Here is a 16,772-nt window from a genome sequence, read left to right on the forward strand (position 1 = left end):
AAAAAATACCAAGCTGTACCGGTCGGCTGTTTTGTCCATTCTCGAAACGGACGGCCTCGAAACAGATACCCTTGAAACGGACGCCCTTGAAACGACAGCCACCGACGCTTGGTTGGCTAAGTTACCTATGGTAACAAGCGTAAAGTTACCATTGGTAACTTCTGTTTGCAATCTCCAGCTAGCCTGTTTCTTAAACAAGGTTTGAGACATTGACTATGACCCCTTGCCGGATATTGCTGATTTTACTGTTGGCATGGCCTAAGTCGCTGGCGGCTTCAAGGCCAATCAACCGCTCTCTATGGGTAATATGGCGTCATCCCGGGGGAGGGCAGATCACACTTGGCGGCATTGAACTGTAAATGGGTGTTTTGTAAACGATATTGTTTTTGCGTTTCCGTTAGAATTGCCCTTCCTCGTCCGAAAAGGAGGCTCGGCTGCCGGCTTAAGCAGGTGTTTACTGAATGTCTGCTATTGGGGGAGGGAAGACATATTTGCTAATGACTCAAGGAATATGAGAGATGCTGGACGTATTAAAAAACAAGCTTGAAGCCTTCACTCGCCCCAATACAGACAAGTTACTGCTAGACGCTTGCCGGATTATTGATGAGCAGCAAACCGGTTTGGCACAAGCCGTCAGTCAGTATATTTTGAGCGGTGAACCTGTGGCGTGCCTGTCGCAGCTCCAGCAGCTCAGTGCTAGAGAAACACTGGCGCGGCCGGGTGTTTCCTATGGTTACGGACAAAATGATGAGCGGCTGGTTCAGGCCCGTGATGCCATTAACCGGTTTGTGGCAACCGGTGCCTGTAATGAAGCGGCCGTTATGCGCCGTCTCGGCTTGGTGTGTCATGCCTGCAACCCCGACATAAGCATCTACGGCGTGCAAAACAGCTCGAGCGGCTGGCTCAATGGCGTGCTGATGCTGTTCAAAGAGTTGGCGGAAGAGTATTACGGTTGCCGTTTGGCGGGCAAAGATCTGCCCAGTCGTGACTATCTGGCCTCGCTGGTCGCGCAATATGAACACCCGCCCCATGAGCTGGAAGCCTTTATTCTTGAAGGTTCTGACTCTTATTATCACGATACTTTCCGCACCGCGCTGAGGAAGAGAACCGACTGGCTCAAGCTCAGTGAAGATCCTGAATATCTGCAGCTGTTGAAACAGTTGCATTTCAGCGGCCGCGAAACTTTTTGCGCTTTGCTCAATAAAGCCTGTCAGACCCTGTCACCGGCGCAGCTGCCGCTGGTCATGGCGTTGGCCGCCGATGGTTCGGCGACTGTCCGTGAAGAGGCCCTGAAACTGCTGAAAAAGAGCTCGCAACAAGAGCTGCTGGCGTTTCTGGAGCGGGAATTTCCGGGGGCCAAGGCGGCTACCCGTGGTCACTGGCTGGTTGTGGCCGGCCGCTATCCTGAAGCGACCCCCTTGCTGCAGCGCTGGCACAGTGAAGAGAAATCCGCTGCTGTAAAAACGGCACTGGCGAAAATGCTGGATAACACGACCCGGCAGCAACAGAGTGACCAGTTTAGCTGGGATATTCCGGCCGTTGCGGCCATTGATAAAAACGTCAAAGTGCCTGAAGAATGGCTAGGTCTGTGTGAAAAGCAGTTGGCTAAAGAGATCAAAGAGCTTGAAAACGATATCGCTGCGGCGGAGCACCCAGATGCCCCCAGCTATCGCAAAAGGCATTTGGCCGACGACCGGAAAAGTCTGCAACGCTGGCAGCAGATCAGTAGTGCCAAGCTGCAAGCGGCGCTGATGGACCTCGAAAGAGGCCGGCAATCATCTCTGCCAGGGTTTTATTCTCTGATCAGCCACGCCGATCTCGATGAGCACCCCAAAGCCTGTCTGCGGCTTATTTTGCGGATGGAACGTCATGAGCTCTCCTGCCATTCCTGGGAACGTATGCTGGGGCAGGAACATATTCTGAAAAGTCTGCAGGGAATGACGGATTTACGGCAACTCTTGAGCCTGTGCAACCAAGAGAATCAACCCGCCGCGGCCTTGGTTGAAGCCCTGTTTGGTTACGAAGGCCGCGAAGATGACTGGTTGCCGGCCGCCTGTGAACAACTGCTGATCTGGCCCTTCTTTGCCGAAAACCCCGACTATATAGAGCATGGCCTCAATGGCCAGGTGCTCAATGGCACCTATCGACACGATGCCAATCAGGTATTGATACAGACCTTGGCGATTCTGGCCGAATTTCCCAAGCTGCCGCAGCACTGGCAAAGAAAGGTTCATGAACATGCCTTCCATGGTCGCAAAGCCATACAGGCGGCGGCTCAGTACTGCGCCGAACGCCACGGCGCCGATATCAGCCTGATTACTCCTGAGCTGGCCTCCGGCAGCAAGGATAACCGGGTGCTGGCCGCCACTTGGCTGGGTCGCCTCAAGGCGGCTTCGGCGCAGGAGGCATTGAGCCAGGCGCTGAAGAAAGAGAAAGATATGCCAACCCGGGTGGTGTTGCTGGAAGCCTTGTTGCAAACCGGCGCCGATATCAGCCAGTTCCTTGGCAAGGAAGCGCTGCTGGCCGAAGCCAAGGCCGGCCTTAAAAAGGCGCCACCCAAGTCTATGGATTGGTTCCCGCGTGAAGCGCTGCCCGCATGCCGTTTTGAAGATGGCAACCCGGTCGAGCCCGAACTGGTGTTCTGGTGGGTCGTCTTGGCGGTGAAGCTCAAGCAGCCTCAGGGTAACCCATTGCTGAGTCACTATCTGTTGCTGCTGGATAGCGAAAGCCGTCAGCGTCTGGGGCATTTTATTCTGGCGGCATTTATCGCCCAGGATACCCGTTGCCCTTCGGATGATGAGGCGCTGGCATACGCCAACGCTCACCAACATCAACAGTTGCAAATTTTCCAGCAATGGGCCCGGTATAACTGGGGTAAAGAGTATCAACACAAGACCCTTGAGGATGCGTTTCAAACCTGTTTTGCCGAGAAAAAGAATGAGCTCTTGGGCTCGGCCATCAAAGACAAGGGGATGTTGGCCCTGATCGCTGGCGGCGATGCGCAAACCCTGCTGGGCATGATCCAACCTTTTATGAAGAAGCGCTATGAGCGGCGGGCACAGATAGAGGCCATGTTACAGGCCTTGGCCAACTCGGACGATCCTGTGGCTATTCAGTTTCTGCTGAGTATTTCGCGGCGTTATCGTACCAACTCAGTGCAGGAGCTGGCGCGGGCGCAAGTCAGTCAAATTGCGGCCCGTAACGGCTGGACTCAGGATGAACTGGCGGATCGCACTGTGCAGACGGCCGGGCTCGAACATCTGACCCAGCCCAGCCCGTTTGAATTCGGCAGCCGTACTTTGGCGCTGGCACTCGGGGACGACCTCAAGCTGAGATTGCTCAACGAAGAGGGCAAGCTGCTCAAGAGCCTGCCGCAACCTCGGCAGACAGACAACGAAGGCGATATTGCCGAAGTGAAAAAATGGTTCAGCAACTGCAAGAAAGAACTCAAGCAGGTGGTTGAACAGCAAAGTGCCAGATTGTATGAGGCCATGGTCACAGAGCGGCATTGGCTCGCCGCAGACTGGCAGCTATACCTGCATCAGCATCCGGTCATGTATCGCCTGTTGCAGCGCACCCTCTGGCAGGTGGAGATTGATGGTCAATGGCAAACCTTCAGACCCACGGAAGACGGCGCCTTTATCGATATTGACGATGAAGAGCTGCAACTGCCCGCTGCGGCGAGTATACGCCTGGTGAGCGGTAACCTGTTAGCGGAGGCAGCGCTGGATGCCTGGCGTTCACATCTCAAGGATTACAAGGTCAAGCCGCTGTTCGAGCAACTGCGAAGTGCCGAAGTGACGCTGACTGAAGGTCAGGAGGCACTCAATGACCAGCGCGGCCGGATGACCGACTGCTATACCCTGCGTGGCCTGTTGACCAAGAAAGGTTATCAGCGCGGCGAAGCGGAAGACGGCGGTTTCTTTGATCACTACTTCAAGCGTTTCGATACCCTGGGGCTGAGAGTGGAGTTCGGCTTCAGCGGTAACTGCGTGCCGGAAGAAAACGAGGCCGCTGCCATCTATGACATCAGGGTCATGGAGCGGACCAACCCCCGCGGCCGTTATGCCCGCTACCGTCAATTGCCGTTGGCCGAGGTGCCGGTCAACCTGCTCAATGCCATCGCCGTTGACTATCGTGAAGTCGGCGACAAGTGTGTGGCAGATCCGGACTGGGAATCGAAACTGCCTTGGTAAAGGTCGATAACGGATGGATTAGGCTGCTTCCTTACTGGTGGCAGCCAATAAGGAGAAGCAAACAGGATGGAACAAGTCATTCGGGCTCATGCCGAGCAGCGTTATCGGGATGAATTGCAACGCTTGATGGCGGCCGACAAGGGCGTTATTCCACCGGGTTGGGCGATGTCGGCCGGGGCGGTGCGACGTTTTATCTGCGGCGATGCGGCGCTTGATATCAGCCGAAAATACTACGGGGAAGATGCCCTGGTGGAGCGGGCCATTGTCAGCCTGATGGGCAACAACGGCCTGATGCTGGTCGGTGAACCCGGTACCGCCAAGTCGATGCTTTCTGAGCTGTTGAGCGCCGCCATCAGCGGCAGCAGTGAGTATCTCATTCAGGGCACAGCAGGCACCACGGAGGAGCAGCTCAAGTACAGCTGGAACTTTGCCCTGTTGCTGTCCGGTGGCCCCAGCCTGGAGGCTTTACTGAAAAGCCCCGTCTATCAGGCGATGGAGCAGGGCAAGCTGGTGCGTATTGAAGAGATCACCCGCTGCCCGCAGGAGGTGCAGGATGTACTGATCTCGCTGATGTCGGAAAAAAGCCTCAGTATCCCCGAGCTGGGCGTCTCGATTCAGGCCAAGCCCGGCTTCAACCTGATAGCCACCGCCAACCTGCTGGACCGTGGGGTCAACGAGATGTCCAGCGCGCTCAAACGCCGTTTCAACTTCGAGACAGTGCCTGTGCTCAGCGATCCTCTGCTGGAGCGCCAGCTGATTTTGGCTCAGGTGAGCCAGCGTCTGGCGGACAGCGGCCAGCAGGTACAGTTGGATGAAGCGCTGGTGGACTTGCTGGTGCGGGTATTTCACGACCTTCGTAGCACAGTCGGCCCGCAGGCGATGGATGCCACTCTGTCCACGGCCGAGGCGGTTAATATAGTGCATGGCTGCGCCCTGCACAGCCTCTATTGGCAAGAGCCCATGAGTGCCGCCCAGTTGGTGCAGCAGATGCACGGCACGCTAATCAAGGACAAGGCCGACGATGTGAAGAAGCTGGCTCATTACATGGATGTGGTCGCCCGAGAGCGCCAGGGGTGGCAAGCCTTCTTCCAGGCAGGAAAAGCGCTGTGGATGAGGTGATACTCCTTAGAGAGGAGTTTGGTGAACTGCTCAAGGCCGCCGCGGCCGATCCCGGGGTGTGCTGGTTGCCTCTGCGGCATCACAGCCCCGCCTGCGCCGCCATGGTGCTGGAGCAGTTACAGCGCCGGCAGCCCCAGGCCGTGTTAATAGAAGCCCCCGGCAGTTTTATCCGCCATCTGTCGCTGCTGCAGCGCGATACTGTGGTGCCGCCTATTGCCATCTATCAGAGTGGCAGCTACTACCCTCTGGCCGAGAACAGCCCTGAATGGCAGGCGCTGCGCTGGGCGACGGCGCAGGGCATTGAGGTGATCTTCATCGATCTGGATGAAAAGGCGCTGGAGGGTGGTGTAAGCAACCGCTGGAGTGATAGCCGCTTTTTAAGCTCGGATTACAGTCGCCGCCTACAGCAGCAACTGGGCTGCCGGGATGCCGATGAACTGTGGCAGCGTTTGTTTGAACAACAAAATTTCGCCTCGGCCGAGAGTTTCTTTACCCAGGTATTGCTGTTCTGCGCCGCCAGTCGTGCCTGCTTTGGCACAGACAGCCTGGAAGAGATGGGCGATCTGGCCCGTGAAACCCAGATGCGGGCCCATATCAAGGCGGCCCGCCGCCGCTATGAGCGAGTGGCCGTGCTCACAGGTGGTTTTCATACCCCGGCGTTGATTAACTTTGCCGATGAGGCCAAGGCGATCGTCGTCGATGACACGCAAGACAGCTTTGTGATCCGTTTCAGTGACGCCTTGCTGGATGCCCGCAAAGGCTACGGCGCCGGTATGCCTTATCCGGCCTTCTGTCGCTGGCAGTTTCAGCAGCGGCAATTGAACGCCGATGATTGGTTACTCTACCTCTTGGAGCAGATGCCGCAACTGCCGCTGATCTATAAGAAAAACTGCTTTGAGCATCTGCAGGCCCTCTGTCGTTTGCGTGGCTTGGCGCGCCCCGGCAGCTATGATCTGCTGGATTCTCTGGGCAGTTGCCTGATTAAACAGCAGCTGTCGGCATCGACACTCGAACCCTGGCAAAAGGTGCTCAGCGGCGATGCCCTGGGGCAGTTACCGGCCGACCAACCCAGTTTACCGCTGGCGGAAGAGGTGTTGGCGCTATGTCGCAAGGCCAGACTGCAGACGGATAAACCTGGACGCTGCCACTTCGATCTCTACGCCATGACGGACAAGCATATTGAGCGCCGTCGCCTCCTGTGTCGGCTGCTGTTTGTGGGCAGCGGTTTTGCCAGGCCACAAAATGGCATGCCGGTCATCCGGCAATTGAAGTTCAACCATCGCCACGAACATTGGAACTATCATTGGACTCCGGCGGTGGAAGTGGCACTGGCCGAGAAATCCAGCCTGGGGCTACGTCTCGAGCTGGTGGTGAAACGGCAGCTCAGTGAGTTGCCCCAGGAGGATTTGCAGCAACTGGTGGAAAAACTGGTGTTGGCACTGCATCTGGGGATGCCGGAAGAGCTGAGCGCCCATGCCATTGCGCAGCAGATAAGCCAATGCAGCGACATTCAGCAACTGGCCAATAGCTTTATGACCTTGCTGGCGGCAGCGCATCATCCACTGTTTGCCGATATTGAGCTGCTGGCTTACCAAAAAGCCCTGTGGCATCAGGTCGGCTTTCATTTACCGGCAATCAACCGTCTGAGCGATGAAGAGGCGCTGAAGTTACTGTTGGATCTGCAGAGCGTAGCTGTCTTGCATCAGGACGAGCTCGAGTCTCCCTGGCGTGACAGACTGCGCTGGTTGACAAGTCATAACGCCCATCGACCCGTGCTCTATTTTGTCTTGCAGGCCTTGGCTATCGAGCTGGACAAGTTGGACCCGGCGCCACTGCTGCAACAGTTGCAGCTGCAAAACGATCCCTTCCCTGTGATTGAGGCGTTGCTCAAGGTGGTGCCGCACTGGTTGCGGCAAGACCATGGCCTGCTGCCCATGCTGAATCGCTGGCTCAGTGAGCTGAGTGAGGCACAGTTTATCGACAAGCTACCGGCCATGAGGGGCTTGTTCTGCGCGCTGGATGCCAGAGAGGTGGATGAGCTCTGCCGCCGTTTGCTGCAGCTGAATCAGTGGGATAATGGCCTGAATTGGTTGCAATACGGGATATCTGAACAGGACTTTCAACAGGGGCTGGCGCTGGAGCGGCAGCTGCGCAGTGACCTGGAGCAACAAGGATTGAGTCAATGGATGAGCAACTGAAGCAGCGCTGGCGTCTGGTGTTGGGGCGCTACGCCAACGCGCTTGATACCCGTCTCAGCGCCCGGCAACAGCAACAGGATGAGGTGTTGCAGCAGCTCTATCAGGAGGGCCAGCTGCAGCGTGGCTTCAAGGTAAGCGCAGGCTTGGGAGAAAGCGAGTTGGCGGTGACCAACTGGCTGGAGGCGGCGGAGACCCTGTTTCCCCGTTCAGTCAACGACAGGCTGCAGTCCGATGCGGTCGAGCGCTTTGGGTTGCATCAGGTGTTGCAGCAGCCGCAGGTGCTGGAAAAGATCACTCCCAGTATGGGGGTGTTGAAGCAGTTGCTGAAACTCAATGCCCATCACAAGCCGGCCATTCGGCAACAGGTAGAGCGAATTATTCAGGGAGTGGTCGAGGAGTTGCTGCGCCGCCTGCGGCCGACCTATATCAACAACTTGAGTGGCAGGCTCAACCGCCAGGCCCACAGTCCGGTGAAACGGCTGGCCAATCTGGACTGGCAGACCAGTATTCGCCGCAACCTCAAGCATTTTGATGGCGAGAAGGTCTGTTTCGAGCGGGTCTATTTCCATGCCCGTCAGCAGCACCAACTGCCATGGCACATAGTGCTCTGCATAGATCAGTCCGGCTCCATGGCGACTTCGCTGATCTACTCGGCAGTGATCGCCGGGATCCTTACCCGCTTGCCATCGGTGAAGTTGTCGCTGGTGGTGTTCGACACCCAAGTGGTGGACTTGAGTGAGCAGGCCCAGGATCCCGTGTCAGTGTTGCTGAATTGCCAGTTGGGCGGCGGCACCCTGATCTCCCAAGCCTGGCGCTATTGTCAGCAACTCTGCTCCGAGCCGGGGCGCTCTGTGGTGGCAACCGTGTCCGACTTTGAAGAGGGTGGTTCGATGCAGGCCTTACTGGCCCAGGCCCAGGGGATGATAGACAGTGGTATCAAGATGTTGGGGATGACCGCCATGAATCACGATGCCGAGCCTTTCTACAGCACTTTTAGCACCGACAACTTACAGCGTCTGGGGATGGAGATAGGCTCACTCAGCCCGGATAACTTTGCCGAATGGCTGGCGCTGACTATGGGGCTACGCCGATGAATGAAACCATACTCACCAGCCTCGGCAGTGCAGGTTTGGTGCGCCGGGCCCGCAAGGCATTGGAGAAAAGCCAGCCGCAGATGCAGGATTATGGCTTTGAGTTTGAAGGGCAAAAGGGGCTGCTGGATTGGGATAACCCGCTCGCCAGTCGCTGCGATTGCGGCGCCTCCGGCCTGTGTAAACACATAGTGGCTGCGGCGCTTTATCTGCTGGAGCGGCCCGCATCCCCTGAGACTCGCGCCGAAGAGCCGCCCCGGGTGGAACTCCATCTGGCCGAGCTTTTGAATGATGCCGGCAAGACTCAGGTTCGCCGTCTGTACCAGCAGAGTCAGCGCCGCTGGGCGGTGGATATTAAGCTTGCGCAAGGCACAGTCTGCGTCGAACTGGAGGGGCAGCAGCTGTATTTTCGGCGTGTACAGGGGCTGCAGGATATTATCTGCACCGAAGAGGCGCAGCGTTATGCGCTGCTCGCCGTCTGGCTCTATTGCCAAGAACAGGCCATCGCCTTTGAATGGCCGCAATGGCTGCTCGATGAGCAGGCGCAGTTGCAGTATCTGGGGCAGCAGAGCCGCGATCAGTTAAAGCGCCGTTGCCTTAAGTTGCTGGAGCAGATGACTGAGCTCGGCATAGAGAGGTTGCGGCCCTCGTCCCTGATAGAGCTGGAACTCCTGCTGGTGCCCATGGACAGGCAAAATCTGCCGCTGACCGCTTTGAAACAGCTGCATGGCACGCTGGAAAAATATGTCTCGGGCCAAGGCGTCAGGGACCGAAAATTGCTGCTCAGCTGTCTGGCTCGCTCCTTGGCGGCTCTGGAAGGCAGCCAGGCTCAGAAGCAAAGACCCTATCAACAAGCGCCGGAGCAGGTGCTGGGACTGGGCGCTTTCCCCTGGCAAAGCGAAGGGGGCGCCCATGGTGTGACTCAGGTATTGCAGGATGAGCAGGGGCGTTTTATCACCCTGGCCGAGAGCCGCCCCAAAGCCGAGCAGCGGCTGGATTATGCCAGTGTATTTCGCGGTCTGCCCATGCTGGCAGGCGCGCCGTCGGCCCTGGGTTGGCAGGGTAAGACCCAAACCCTGGCTCAGGCCGAACTCAATGCCTGGGGGCGCCTGCGGCGTTTGCAGGATACCCGGGTCTACCCCGCGACCCAGCCGCTGGAGCCCGTGAGTCTCTCTGTTGCCGACGAAATAGACTGGCAACAGGAGTACCTGTGTTTCCGGCCAAGCGGTCTCTACCTGAGTGGTTTCAATCAGGCCAGTCAGTGTATGGAACTGCATTATTGGGACAGGGAGCAGGCGCTGCTGAGTTTCTCGTTGCCTTACAACAAGTTGAGTCAAAGAGCCGTGACCAATCTGGAGTTGCTGGGCGAGCGGGTACCCGAGCTGATAGTGGCGCGCATCGAGCGCACCGCCAGCCACTTATACCTGCGACCTGTGTCCCTGCTGCTGGATAACTGGTTCAGCCTCTTTTTCGATACCTTGCCCCAATCCGGCGACCAGCAGCTACTCGGGCAGGCGCTGGCCGAGCCGTCAGCCCCCCAGGCGCCGCAGCCGCACCTGGGCCTGATGCAACAAACCCTGCATGGGGTGCTGAATGAGTTGGCCGATGGCCTGCCGGCACCAAGGCCAACATTGGCGCAAAGGGCCGAGCGTCTCGGGCTGATGACGCTGAGTCACAACCTCAAGGGAGCTAAAGCGCGGGACTATCTGCGCGCCGCCTATTGCGCCGAGAAAATGCTCGCCATGTGCCTGATCAAGCCGGTGCACTATCCGGAAGCGTAAAATAACTCCTGCGATACCGATCGTTCCATCTTGTCCCTTTCACTGTGATTCACATCAGCCGAGAGGGACAAATGTCCTTAACTTGAGCTTTGCCATCTGCTTACATGGGCGCAAAACACAATAATGCAAGGAATAGATGATGGATATTGCCGCTTGGTTTGATATCAACAATACCCTGGTGAACATTCCCATTGGCAGTGGCTATGCCATGTCATGGATTGAAGCCGTGGGCACAGTATTTGGTTTGCTCTGTATCTGGTTTGCCAGCCAGGAAAAAACGATTAACTATCTGTTTGGGTTGGTTAATGTCACTCTGTTTGCGATTATTTTTTATCAAATACAGCTCTACGGCATCTTGCTGCTGCAGCTGTTTTTCTTCTGCGCCAACCTCTATGGCTGGTATGCCTGGACCCGGCCGGATCAGCAAACCGGCGACACCCTCAAGGTGCGTTGGCTGTCGAAGCAAAAACTGGCCTTTACCGCGGCGGTTTCAGTGCTGGGCATCGGCCTGATGACTGTCTATATCGATCCGGTATTTGCTCTCTTTGCCCAGGTCAGTGTCGATACGCTCAACCTGTTTGGTGCCGGGCTGGCCCAGCCTGTACTGGAGCCGGATGCCTTCCCTTTCTGGGACTCAGTAATGACAGTGTTGTCTGTGGTGGCGCAAATTCTGATGACCCGAAAATATGTCGAGAACTGGATCCTCTGGGTACTTATCAATGTGGTCAGTGTCGGCATCTATGCCGCCCAAGGGGTTTATGCCCTGTCGATTGAATACATCATCCTGCTGTTTATTGCCGCCAACGGCACCCGTCAGTGGATGCGTACCGCCAAAGACAATGGCAGCCGTCCGGCGGAGGCTTGCTGATGAGTGCCGATAAACAGCCGCATATCTGTCTGTCTCCATCGCAGGTGAGTGAGCGGGTGATCCTCTGTGGTGAGCCACAAAGGGTCAATCGAATTGCCGCGCTGTTGGACGATGGCCGGTTGCTGGCAGAGAACCGCGAGTTTCGCAGCATGGGCGGATTTTACCAAGGCGTCGCTGTCACTGTTTGCAGTACAGGCATAGGCGCACCATCGGCGATTATCGCCCTGGAAGAGTTGTATCAGTGTGGCGCCCGCCGTGTCATTAGGGTCGGCTCCGCCGGCGCGCTGCAGCCGCAGATAGCCTTGGGCGAGTTGATTCTGGCGGAGGCCGCAGTGCGCGATGACGGTGGCTCAGCTTGTTATGCGCCGCCCGGTTATCCGGCGCTGGCGAGTCGGCAGCTTATCAATGCCATGGCGGCCTATTTGCAGCGCCGCGATTGCCGCTTCCACGCTGGCATAGTGCGCTCACACGACAGTTTTTACCGGGATGATGAGCTGGAGATTTGCCGTCATTGGCATCGACTCGGAGTCTTGGGGGCCGACATGGAAACTGCCGCGCTGCTGACGCTTGGCCGCCTGAGAGGCTTGGAAGTGGCTGCGGTGCTCAATAATGTGGTCTTGTATGGCGAAGATGTGCAACAGGGCATCAACCAGTATGTCGACGCCGATAGCGCCATGATGCAGGGGGAGAAGTTGGCGTCTTTGGCGGCGCTGCAGGCGCTCTGCTGTTGAAGTTTGTGCCCGTAAGGCTGATGGGCTAGCATGAGCCATCATCTTTACGGGATCTTGTTGTTATGCAGCTGCAACCATACAGCACCGGGCGTTTCAGTGCGCATCTAAAGCAGTCTCACCAGGCGTTTTGCGACGCCATGCTCGAGTGCTGCGGCCAGAGCCAATTGCTGCAGGCCGGTGAAGATCTCTTGTCTCAGGGGCGGGAGTTGACCCATATGTGCCTGGTGCCCGAAGGCCGGGTGTCGATGAATATCTGCGCCGTCAATGGCCGCAGGTTTCAATTGGGGGAGTTGGATTGCGACTGGCACCTTTTCGGTGAAATGGAGTTCTTTACTGCCACCAGTTGTCAGTGGAGTGTGGTGGCCGAAGAGCCGATGGAAATCCGCCAGTTATGCCTGAAGAAAGTCAGGCAGATGCTGCTGCAACAACCCGAATTTACCCTCTTTTTTGCCAGCGCCCTGGCCTGGGATTATCAGGACTCGCTGGACATTTACACCAATAGGCTCTTGCACCCTATCAGCTATAACATCGCTTTCGATCTGCTCAGGCGTCAACACGAAGAGGTGATGCTGGGTTCCTGTGGCAGCCCGGATCAGGAAGCGGAGCGATTCGGCACCTCTGGCCGGGTCTATCGCAGGGCGGTAAAAGAGCTTATCGACAAGGGCCTGGTCATAAAACAGGGCGCCTTGCTGAAAATTGCCAACCTGCAGGCATTGCAGGATTTTGTCGATAAGGCTTAGTAGCCAACTCATTGATCTGACATTTAATTCAGTCAGCGGACAGGCGACGGGTTTTAGACTAGGATTAGTTTGCGCAAAGGCTTTGGCAGCCGCGAGTAGATCTAGCGAGAAGATTAAGGAGCAAAAATGAGTTTGGGGACAGTTTCACAGGCAGGACTTGTACTGGCGTTGGTCGCCGCGGCGACGCTCAGTGGCTGCGGGCAGCAGGCACTGGATAACAGCCAGGATGTTGCCGCCGCATTGGCTACAGGTGATGGCTCAACCTCGCCCCAGGCAACAGAGCGGGAACTGCCGACATTTGATTGCAACGCCTTGGGCGAGCGGGCTTCCAGTATAGAGATGCTTATTTGTCAGGAACCCGAGCTTGCCAAGCTGGATCAGCAGCTGGCCGAAGTTTATGCCAAGGCCAGTGACAAGGCGGTCAATGAACAGCCACCCCTGCTCAAGGCCGAGCAGCGCGGCTGGATCAAGGGCCGCAACGAATGTTGGAAGAGTGAAGACAAGCTGCAATGTACCAAGGATTCATATCAAAGACGGATAGTGGAGTTGCAGTCCCGTTATCATTTGGTGCAGTCTACCGGCCCGGTATTCTTTGCCTGTGACGGCAACCCGGCCAATGAGTTGGTGACTACTTTCTTCGAGACAGAGCCGGCAACCATGATTGCCGAGCGCGGCGACAGAAGCATTTTGATGTTCAGTGTGCCAAGCGGTAGCGGCGCCAAGTATCAGGGCGGTGACTACAGCTTCTGGGAGCATCAGGGCGAGGCCCGGGTGACCTGGGGCTATGGCGCCAAGGAGATGCTTTGCAAGCCCACAACCCAGGACGATAAGTAAACCTCTGACCCAAAAACGCCCGCAATCGCGGGCGCTTTACTCTAATCCAACAGTACTTTTACGACTACCTTGCGGACAGCAACGGCCTTGGCCAGCGTGCCCGGCATATGCATGTCTCCGGGGAAGAAGATGGCAAACATGCCGGCCTTCAAAGGGATAAATGCCGCGGCTTCGCGGTTGGATTGATAATCAAACTCGGCATAGTCGTGCGCCTCATGATAGGGGCGACTGGGCGTTTGGGCACGTAGCGGCAGGTAGCCAAACTCCTCTTCACCACTGACCACATACTGCACGTCCAGATAGCGTTTATGTACCTCGAATGGCTCGGTTTCTCTGGGCTTGGTGTGGTAATCGTTGATTATGGCAAACAGCTTTTTACCATCCAGTTCATAGCTGCCGGGGGCCAGTTGGCTGAAGTCTGTTGCGGCCAGATAATCCAGGGCAGCCTGAATACGCGGGCCCAGCACTCGGTAATGGCCACGGTTGGCCAGAGTATCCACTATCATTTTGTATCTTCTGGGGAAAGGGGTTGGCTCAGTATAATAGCATTCCTGCTGGAAGTTTGATCTCTTTGAGATGCAGCAGGCGCATACAGGCGCTTGAGTTGCCAAGCGGCCGATACCAGGGGGCATCAGCGCCAAAAAGCATAGGGGCCAGCGATATCGCTGGCCCCCATGTTTTCCTGCAAATATGTTTCCCTGCAAATATGTTTCCCGGTAAATCAGTAGCTGTATCTGGCTTCGAGGAAGTAGTAACCGCCGTTGAAACCAAAAGGTGTGTTGGTCAAGGGATAGACGAAGATCCCGTTGAAGTTGTTGTCGTCCGGGCGTTTTTCCGGATAGGTATCGAACAGGTTCTGCACCCCGGCGGTGAAGCTCAGGCTATCTGTGGCCGCATAGGTCAGCGACAGATCCACGGTGAACTTACCGTCGTACTCCACGTCTTCACGTGAGTAACCTATGGTGTAGGGGCCAAAGTAACTCAGGCGCAGGTTGGTCTTGAAGTCGCCCTGGCTGTGGGTCAGCCCCAGGTTACCTGTGTTCTTCGGATTGGCCTTGGTCATCCGGGTCTGCTCTATACGGTCAAACAGCTGGTCTTCCAGGCCATCCAGAAGGTTTGGCAGATGAATATCGCGGATTTCCGTGTCGTTATAGGCATAGGCCAGGCTGGCGCGCAGATCGCCGTAGCTGCCGAGATCAAAGTCCTGGGTCACCACCACATCCACACCTCGGGTGCGGCTATCGACGGCATTGATAAAGAAGCGTGCCGACTCGGCGTTGGTACCGGCCAGTGCATCTGCCACCACCTGGGAGTCGGCCGGAGTCAGTGAGCTGGAGAGCACGATTCTGTCATCTATGCTGATCTGATAGGCATCCAGAGTCACCGCCAGACCGGAATCATTGGTGTACACCAAACCCAGGCTGAAGGACTCTGACAACTCGGGTTGCAGCTTGCCTACCTGCAGCGCCTGGGTCACGGAAGACAGGTTGTTGAAGGTGCCCGACTCGGTCGGTACCAGCTGGCCTGTCACGGGATCCGGGTTGAACAGGGTCGAGATATTGGTGAAGTACAACTGCTGCACGCTGGGTGCGCGAAAGCCAGTGTTGGCCGTGGCTCTGAGTGCCAGGTTGTCGGTCAGATCGTATCTGGCCGCCAGCTTCCAACTGGTGTTGTCACCAAAGTCGGAATAGTCTTCATAGCGCACCGCGGCGGCCCAGTAGAAGTCGTCGGTCAGTTGGTTTTCCACCTCGAGATAGACACCTATGTTGTCTCTATCCTCATCTACCGCCGATTCTGGGGTAAAGCCGCCAAAGCCTTGGCTGCCGCCGGCCTTGTTCTGATAACCGCCATTGATATAAGAGGCTTGCTCTCCGGCTTCCACCTGATAAGCGTTCTGGCGCCAGGCTGTGCCCATAGCGACCAGGAGCTCTGAGTCATTGTAAAAGTCGAAGTAACGTGAGGCATCCAGAGTCAGGTTCCACTCTTCGGTGGACAGGGTACCTGCGTTGAATTCGGTTTGGCTGCCGGGGCCCAAAGAGGCGTTGAGTGTGTTCTCGACCCGGTACTTAAAGCGGTTCTTGCCGTATCCGGCCGAGGCATCCAACTGCCACTCGCCCAGGTTAAATTCATAACCCAGCAGCAGCGACTGATCTGTGATCTTGGGGGTTATCTGCGGCAGGAAACCATCGGGATAGATTTCGGCAACATTGCGGCTATCCAGTGGACGGCGGAAGAAGGCGCCGGAGCGGGTCTCGCGCTGGCTTAAGCCACCGAAGGCGTACAGTTTGCTGTCATTGGCAAACTCCTGAGCGGCATTGAGAAACAACCCCAGGTTGTCATATTCGGCGTCACCCACATGGTGATTCTTGCGGTTAACGGTTTCTTCGCGGGGATCCGGGCTGTCATCGGCCAGCAATGGATATTGCTGACGCGGATCCAATCCGGCGCGATTGGTGCTGTTCTTGTGATGCGCTTCCAGCGACAGATTCACAAAGCCAGTGTCACCTATGCCGAGGCCGTGGTTGAGGCCGACACGCCACTGCTCGCCATCACCCTGATAGGTTTGACCGGCTTGGGCCGATACCATGCCACCTTCACTGTTGTCTTTGAGTACTACGTTGATCACCCCGGCGATGGCGTCAGAGCCATATTGGGCCGAAGCGCCATCACGGAGAATTTCGATGCGTTTGATGGCCGTCATAGGGATGGCGTTCAAGTCGACGTTGGACGAGCCCTTGCCCACGGTTCCAGAGAGATGGACCAGTGCCGAGCCATGACGGCGTTTGCCGTTAACCAGCACCAGGGTATGGTCCGGTGACAGGCCGCGCAGACTGGCGGGACGCACGGCATCTGAGCCATCGGTGACCGAGGAGAAGGGGAAGCTGTAGCTAGGTGCGGCAAACTGCAGCGCCTTGGCGGTTTCCGTCATGCCAGTGGCTTCCAGTTGTTCGGCCGTAATGATATCGACCGGTGCCACGCTGTCGGTGGCGGTTCGCAGGGCGATACGTGAACCTATGACGGAGATGGTTTCGATACTGGGCTGCTCTTCGGCAGCAAAGACGGCAGGAACAGTCAGTTGACTCGCTACTGCCAGTGAAATAAGAGCTAAGCGCATACGACCTCTTGAATGATTCAAAACTGCATTTTTATTGCGCGGATATTAGCATTGTTACAATTGATGCATTTAGACGTAAAAGTGATAACTCAGAGCGCA

General features: G+C 56.6%; 11 protein-coding genes. 9 read left to right on the forward strand and 2 right to left on the reverse strand.

The window, feature by feature from the left end; translation table 11 throughout:
- The first annotated feature begins 518 nt into the window (after positions 1 to 518).
- From K5621_RS02550 to K5621_RS02590, 9 genes are all read left to right on the forward strand, one after another.
- Positions 519 to 4,196 carry a DUF4132 domain-containing protein gene (locus tag K5621_RS02550; RefSeq protein WP_221050350.1) on the forward strand — a complete coding sequence of 1,226 codons (3,678 nt, stop codon included), beginning with the start codon at positions 519 to 521 and terminating at the stop codon, positions 4,194 to 4,196.
- A 66-nt stretch (positions 4,197 to 4,262) separates the two neighbouring features.
- Positions 4,263 to 5,315 (forward strand): AAA family ATPase, encoded by a 1,053-nt coding sequence (locus K5621_RS02555; protein WP_028779601.1) that lies wholly within the window; start codon positions 4,263 to 4,265, stop codon positions 5,313 to 5,315.
- Positions 5,303 to 7,513, forward strand: coding sequence for a DUF5682 family protein (locus tag K5621_RS02560; protein WP_221050351.1), 2,211 nt, complete (start codon positions 5,303 to 5,305; stop codon positions 7,511 to 7,513). The genes K5621_RS02555 and K5621_RS02560 overlap by 13 nt, the downstream gene beginning before the upstream one ends.
- Positions 7,498 to 8,607 (forward strand): VWA domain-containing protein, encoded by a 1,110-nt coding sequence (locus K5621_RS02565; RefSeq protein WP_101094978.1) that lies wholly within the window; start codon positions 7,498 to 7,500, stop codon positions 8,605 to 8,607. The genes K5621_RS02560 and K5621_RS02565 overlap by 16 nt, the downstream gene beginning before the upstream one ends.
- Positions 8,604 to 10,385: an SWIM zinc finger family protein gene (locus K5621_RS02570; RefSeq protein WP_221050352.1), complete on the forward strand. Its 1,782-nt coding sequence runs from the start codon at positions 8,604 to 8,606 to the stop codon at positions 10,383 to 10,385. Before K5621_RS02565 ends, K5621_RS02570 begins: the two co-directional genes overlap by 4 nt.
- A gap of 136 nt (positions 10,386 to 10,521) precedes the next feature.
- Complete coding sequence (gene pnuC / locus K5621_RS02575; RefSeq protein ID WP_269149838.1) at positions 10,522 to 11,253, forward strand: nicotinamide riboside transporter PnuC; 732 nt, start codon at positions 10,522 to 10,524, stop codon at positions 11,251 to 11,253.
- Positions 11,253 to 11,984, forward strand: coding sequence for a nucleoside phosphorylase (locus K5621_RS02580; RefSeq protein ID WP_221050353.1), 732 nt, complete (start codon positions 11,253 to 11,255; stop codon positions 11,982 to 11,984). Before pnuC ends, K5621_RS02580 begins: the two co-directional genes overlap by 1 nt.
- 62 nt (positions 11,985 to 12,046) lie before the next feature.
- Positions 12,047 to 12,724: a Crp/Fnr family transcriptional regulator gene (locus K5621_RS02585; protein WP_025009282.1), complete on the forward strand. Its 678-nt coding sequence runs from the start codon at positions 12,047 to 12,049 to the stop codon at positions 12,722 to 12,724.
- A gap of 126 nt (positions 12,725 to 12,850) precedes the next feature.
- Positions 12,851 to 13,558 carry an MliC family protein gene (locus K5621_RS02590; protein WP_221050354.1) on the forward strand — a complete coding sequence of 236 codons (708 nt, stop codon included), beginning with the start codon at positions 12,851 to 12,853 and terminating at the stop codon, positions 13,556 to 13,558.
- A 41-nt stretch (positions 13,559 to 13,599) separates the two neighbouring features.
- Here the strand turns inward: K5621_RS02590 and K5621_RS02595 are convergent, their stop codons facing one another.
- Positions 13,600 to 14,064, reverse strand: coding sequence for a NanQ anomerase/TabA/YiaL family protein (locus K5621_RS02595; RefSeq protein ID WP_221050355.1), 465 nt, complete (start codon positions 14,062 to 14,064; stop codon positions 13,600 to 13,602).
- A gap of 215 nt (positions 14,065 to 14,279) precedes the next feature.
- Complete coding sequence (locus K5621_RS02600) at positions 14,280 to 16,673, reverse strand: TonB-dependent receptor plug domain-containing protein (RefSeq protein WP_221050356.1); 2,394 nt, start codon at positions 16,671 to 16,673, stop codon at positions 14,280 to 14,282.
- Positions 16,674 to 16,772: the final 99 nt, after the last annotated feature.

It is taken from the genome of Shewanella carassii (genome assembly GCF_019670705.1).
Classification (GTDB): domain Bacteria; phylum Pseudomonadota; class Gammaproteobacteria; order Enterobacterales; family Shewanellaceae; genus Shewanella; species Shewanella carassii.

Coding starts and splice junctions, on each gene's coding strand:
- K5621_RS02565 (WP_101094978.1), top strand. CDS start 7,498: ATGGATGAGCAACTGAAGCAGCGCTGGCGTCTGGTGTTGGGGCGCTAC.
- K5621_RS02580 (WP_221050353.1), top strand. CDS start 11,253: ATGAGTGCCGATAAACAGCCGCATATCTGTCTGTCTCCATCGCAGGTG.
- K5621_RS02595 (WP_221050355.1), bottom strand. CDS start 14,064: ATGATAGTGGATACTCTGGCCAACCGTGGCCATTACCGAGTGCTGGGC.
- K5621_RS02555 (WP_028779601.1), top strand. CDS start 4,263: ATGGAACAAGTCATTCGGGCTCATGCCGAGCAGCGTTATCGGGATGAA.
- K5621_RS02570 (WP_221050352.1), top strand. CDS start 8,604: ATGAATGAAACCATACTCACCAGCCTCGGCAGTGCAGGTTTGGTGCGC.
- K5621_RS02550 (WP_221050350.1), top strand. CDS start 519: ATGCTGGACGTATTAAAAAACAAGCTTGAAGCCTTCACTCGCCCCAAT.
- K5621_RS02600 (WP_221050356.1), bottom strand. CDS start 16,673: ATGCGCTTAGCTCTTATTTCACTGGCAGTAGCGAGTCAACTGACTGTT.
- K5621_RS02585 (WP_025009282.1), top strand. CDS start 12,047: ATGCAGCTGCAACCATACAGCACCGGGCGTTTCAGTGCGCATCTAAAG.
- K5621_RS02590 (WP_221050354.1), top strand. CDS start 12,851: ATGAGTTTGGGGACAGTTTCACAGGCAGGACTTGTACTGGCGTTGGTC.
- pnuC (WP_269149838.1), top strand. CDS start 10,522: ATGATGGATATTGCCGCTTGGTTTGATATCAACAATACCCTGGTGAAC.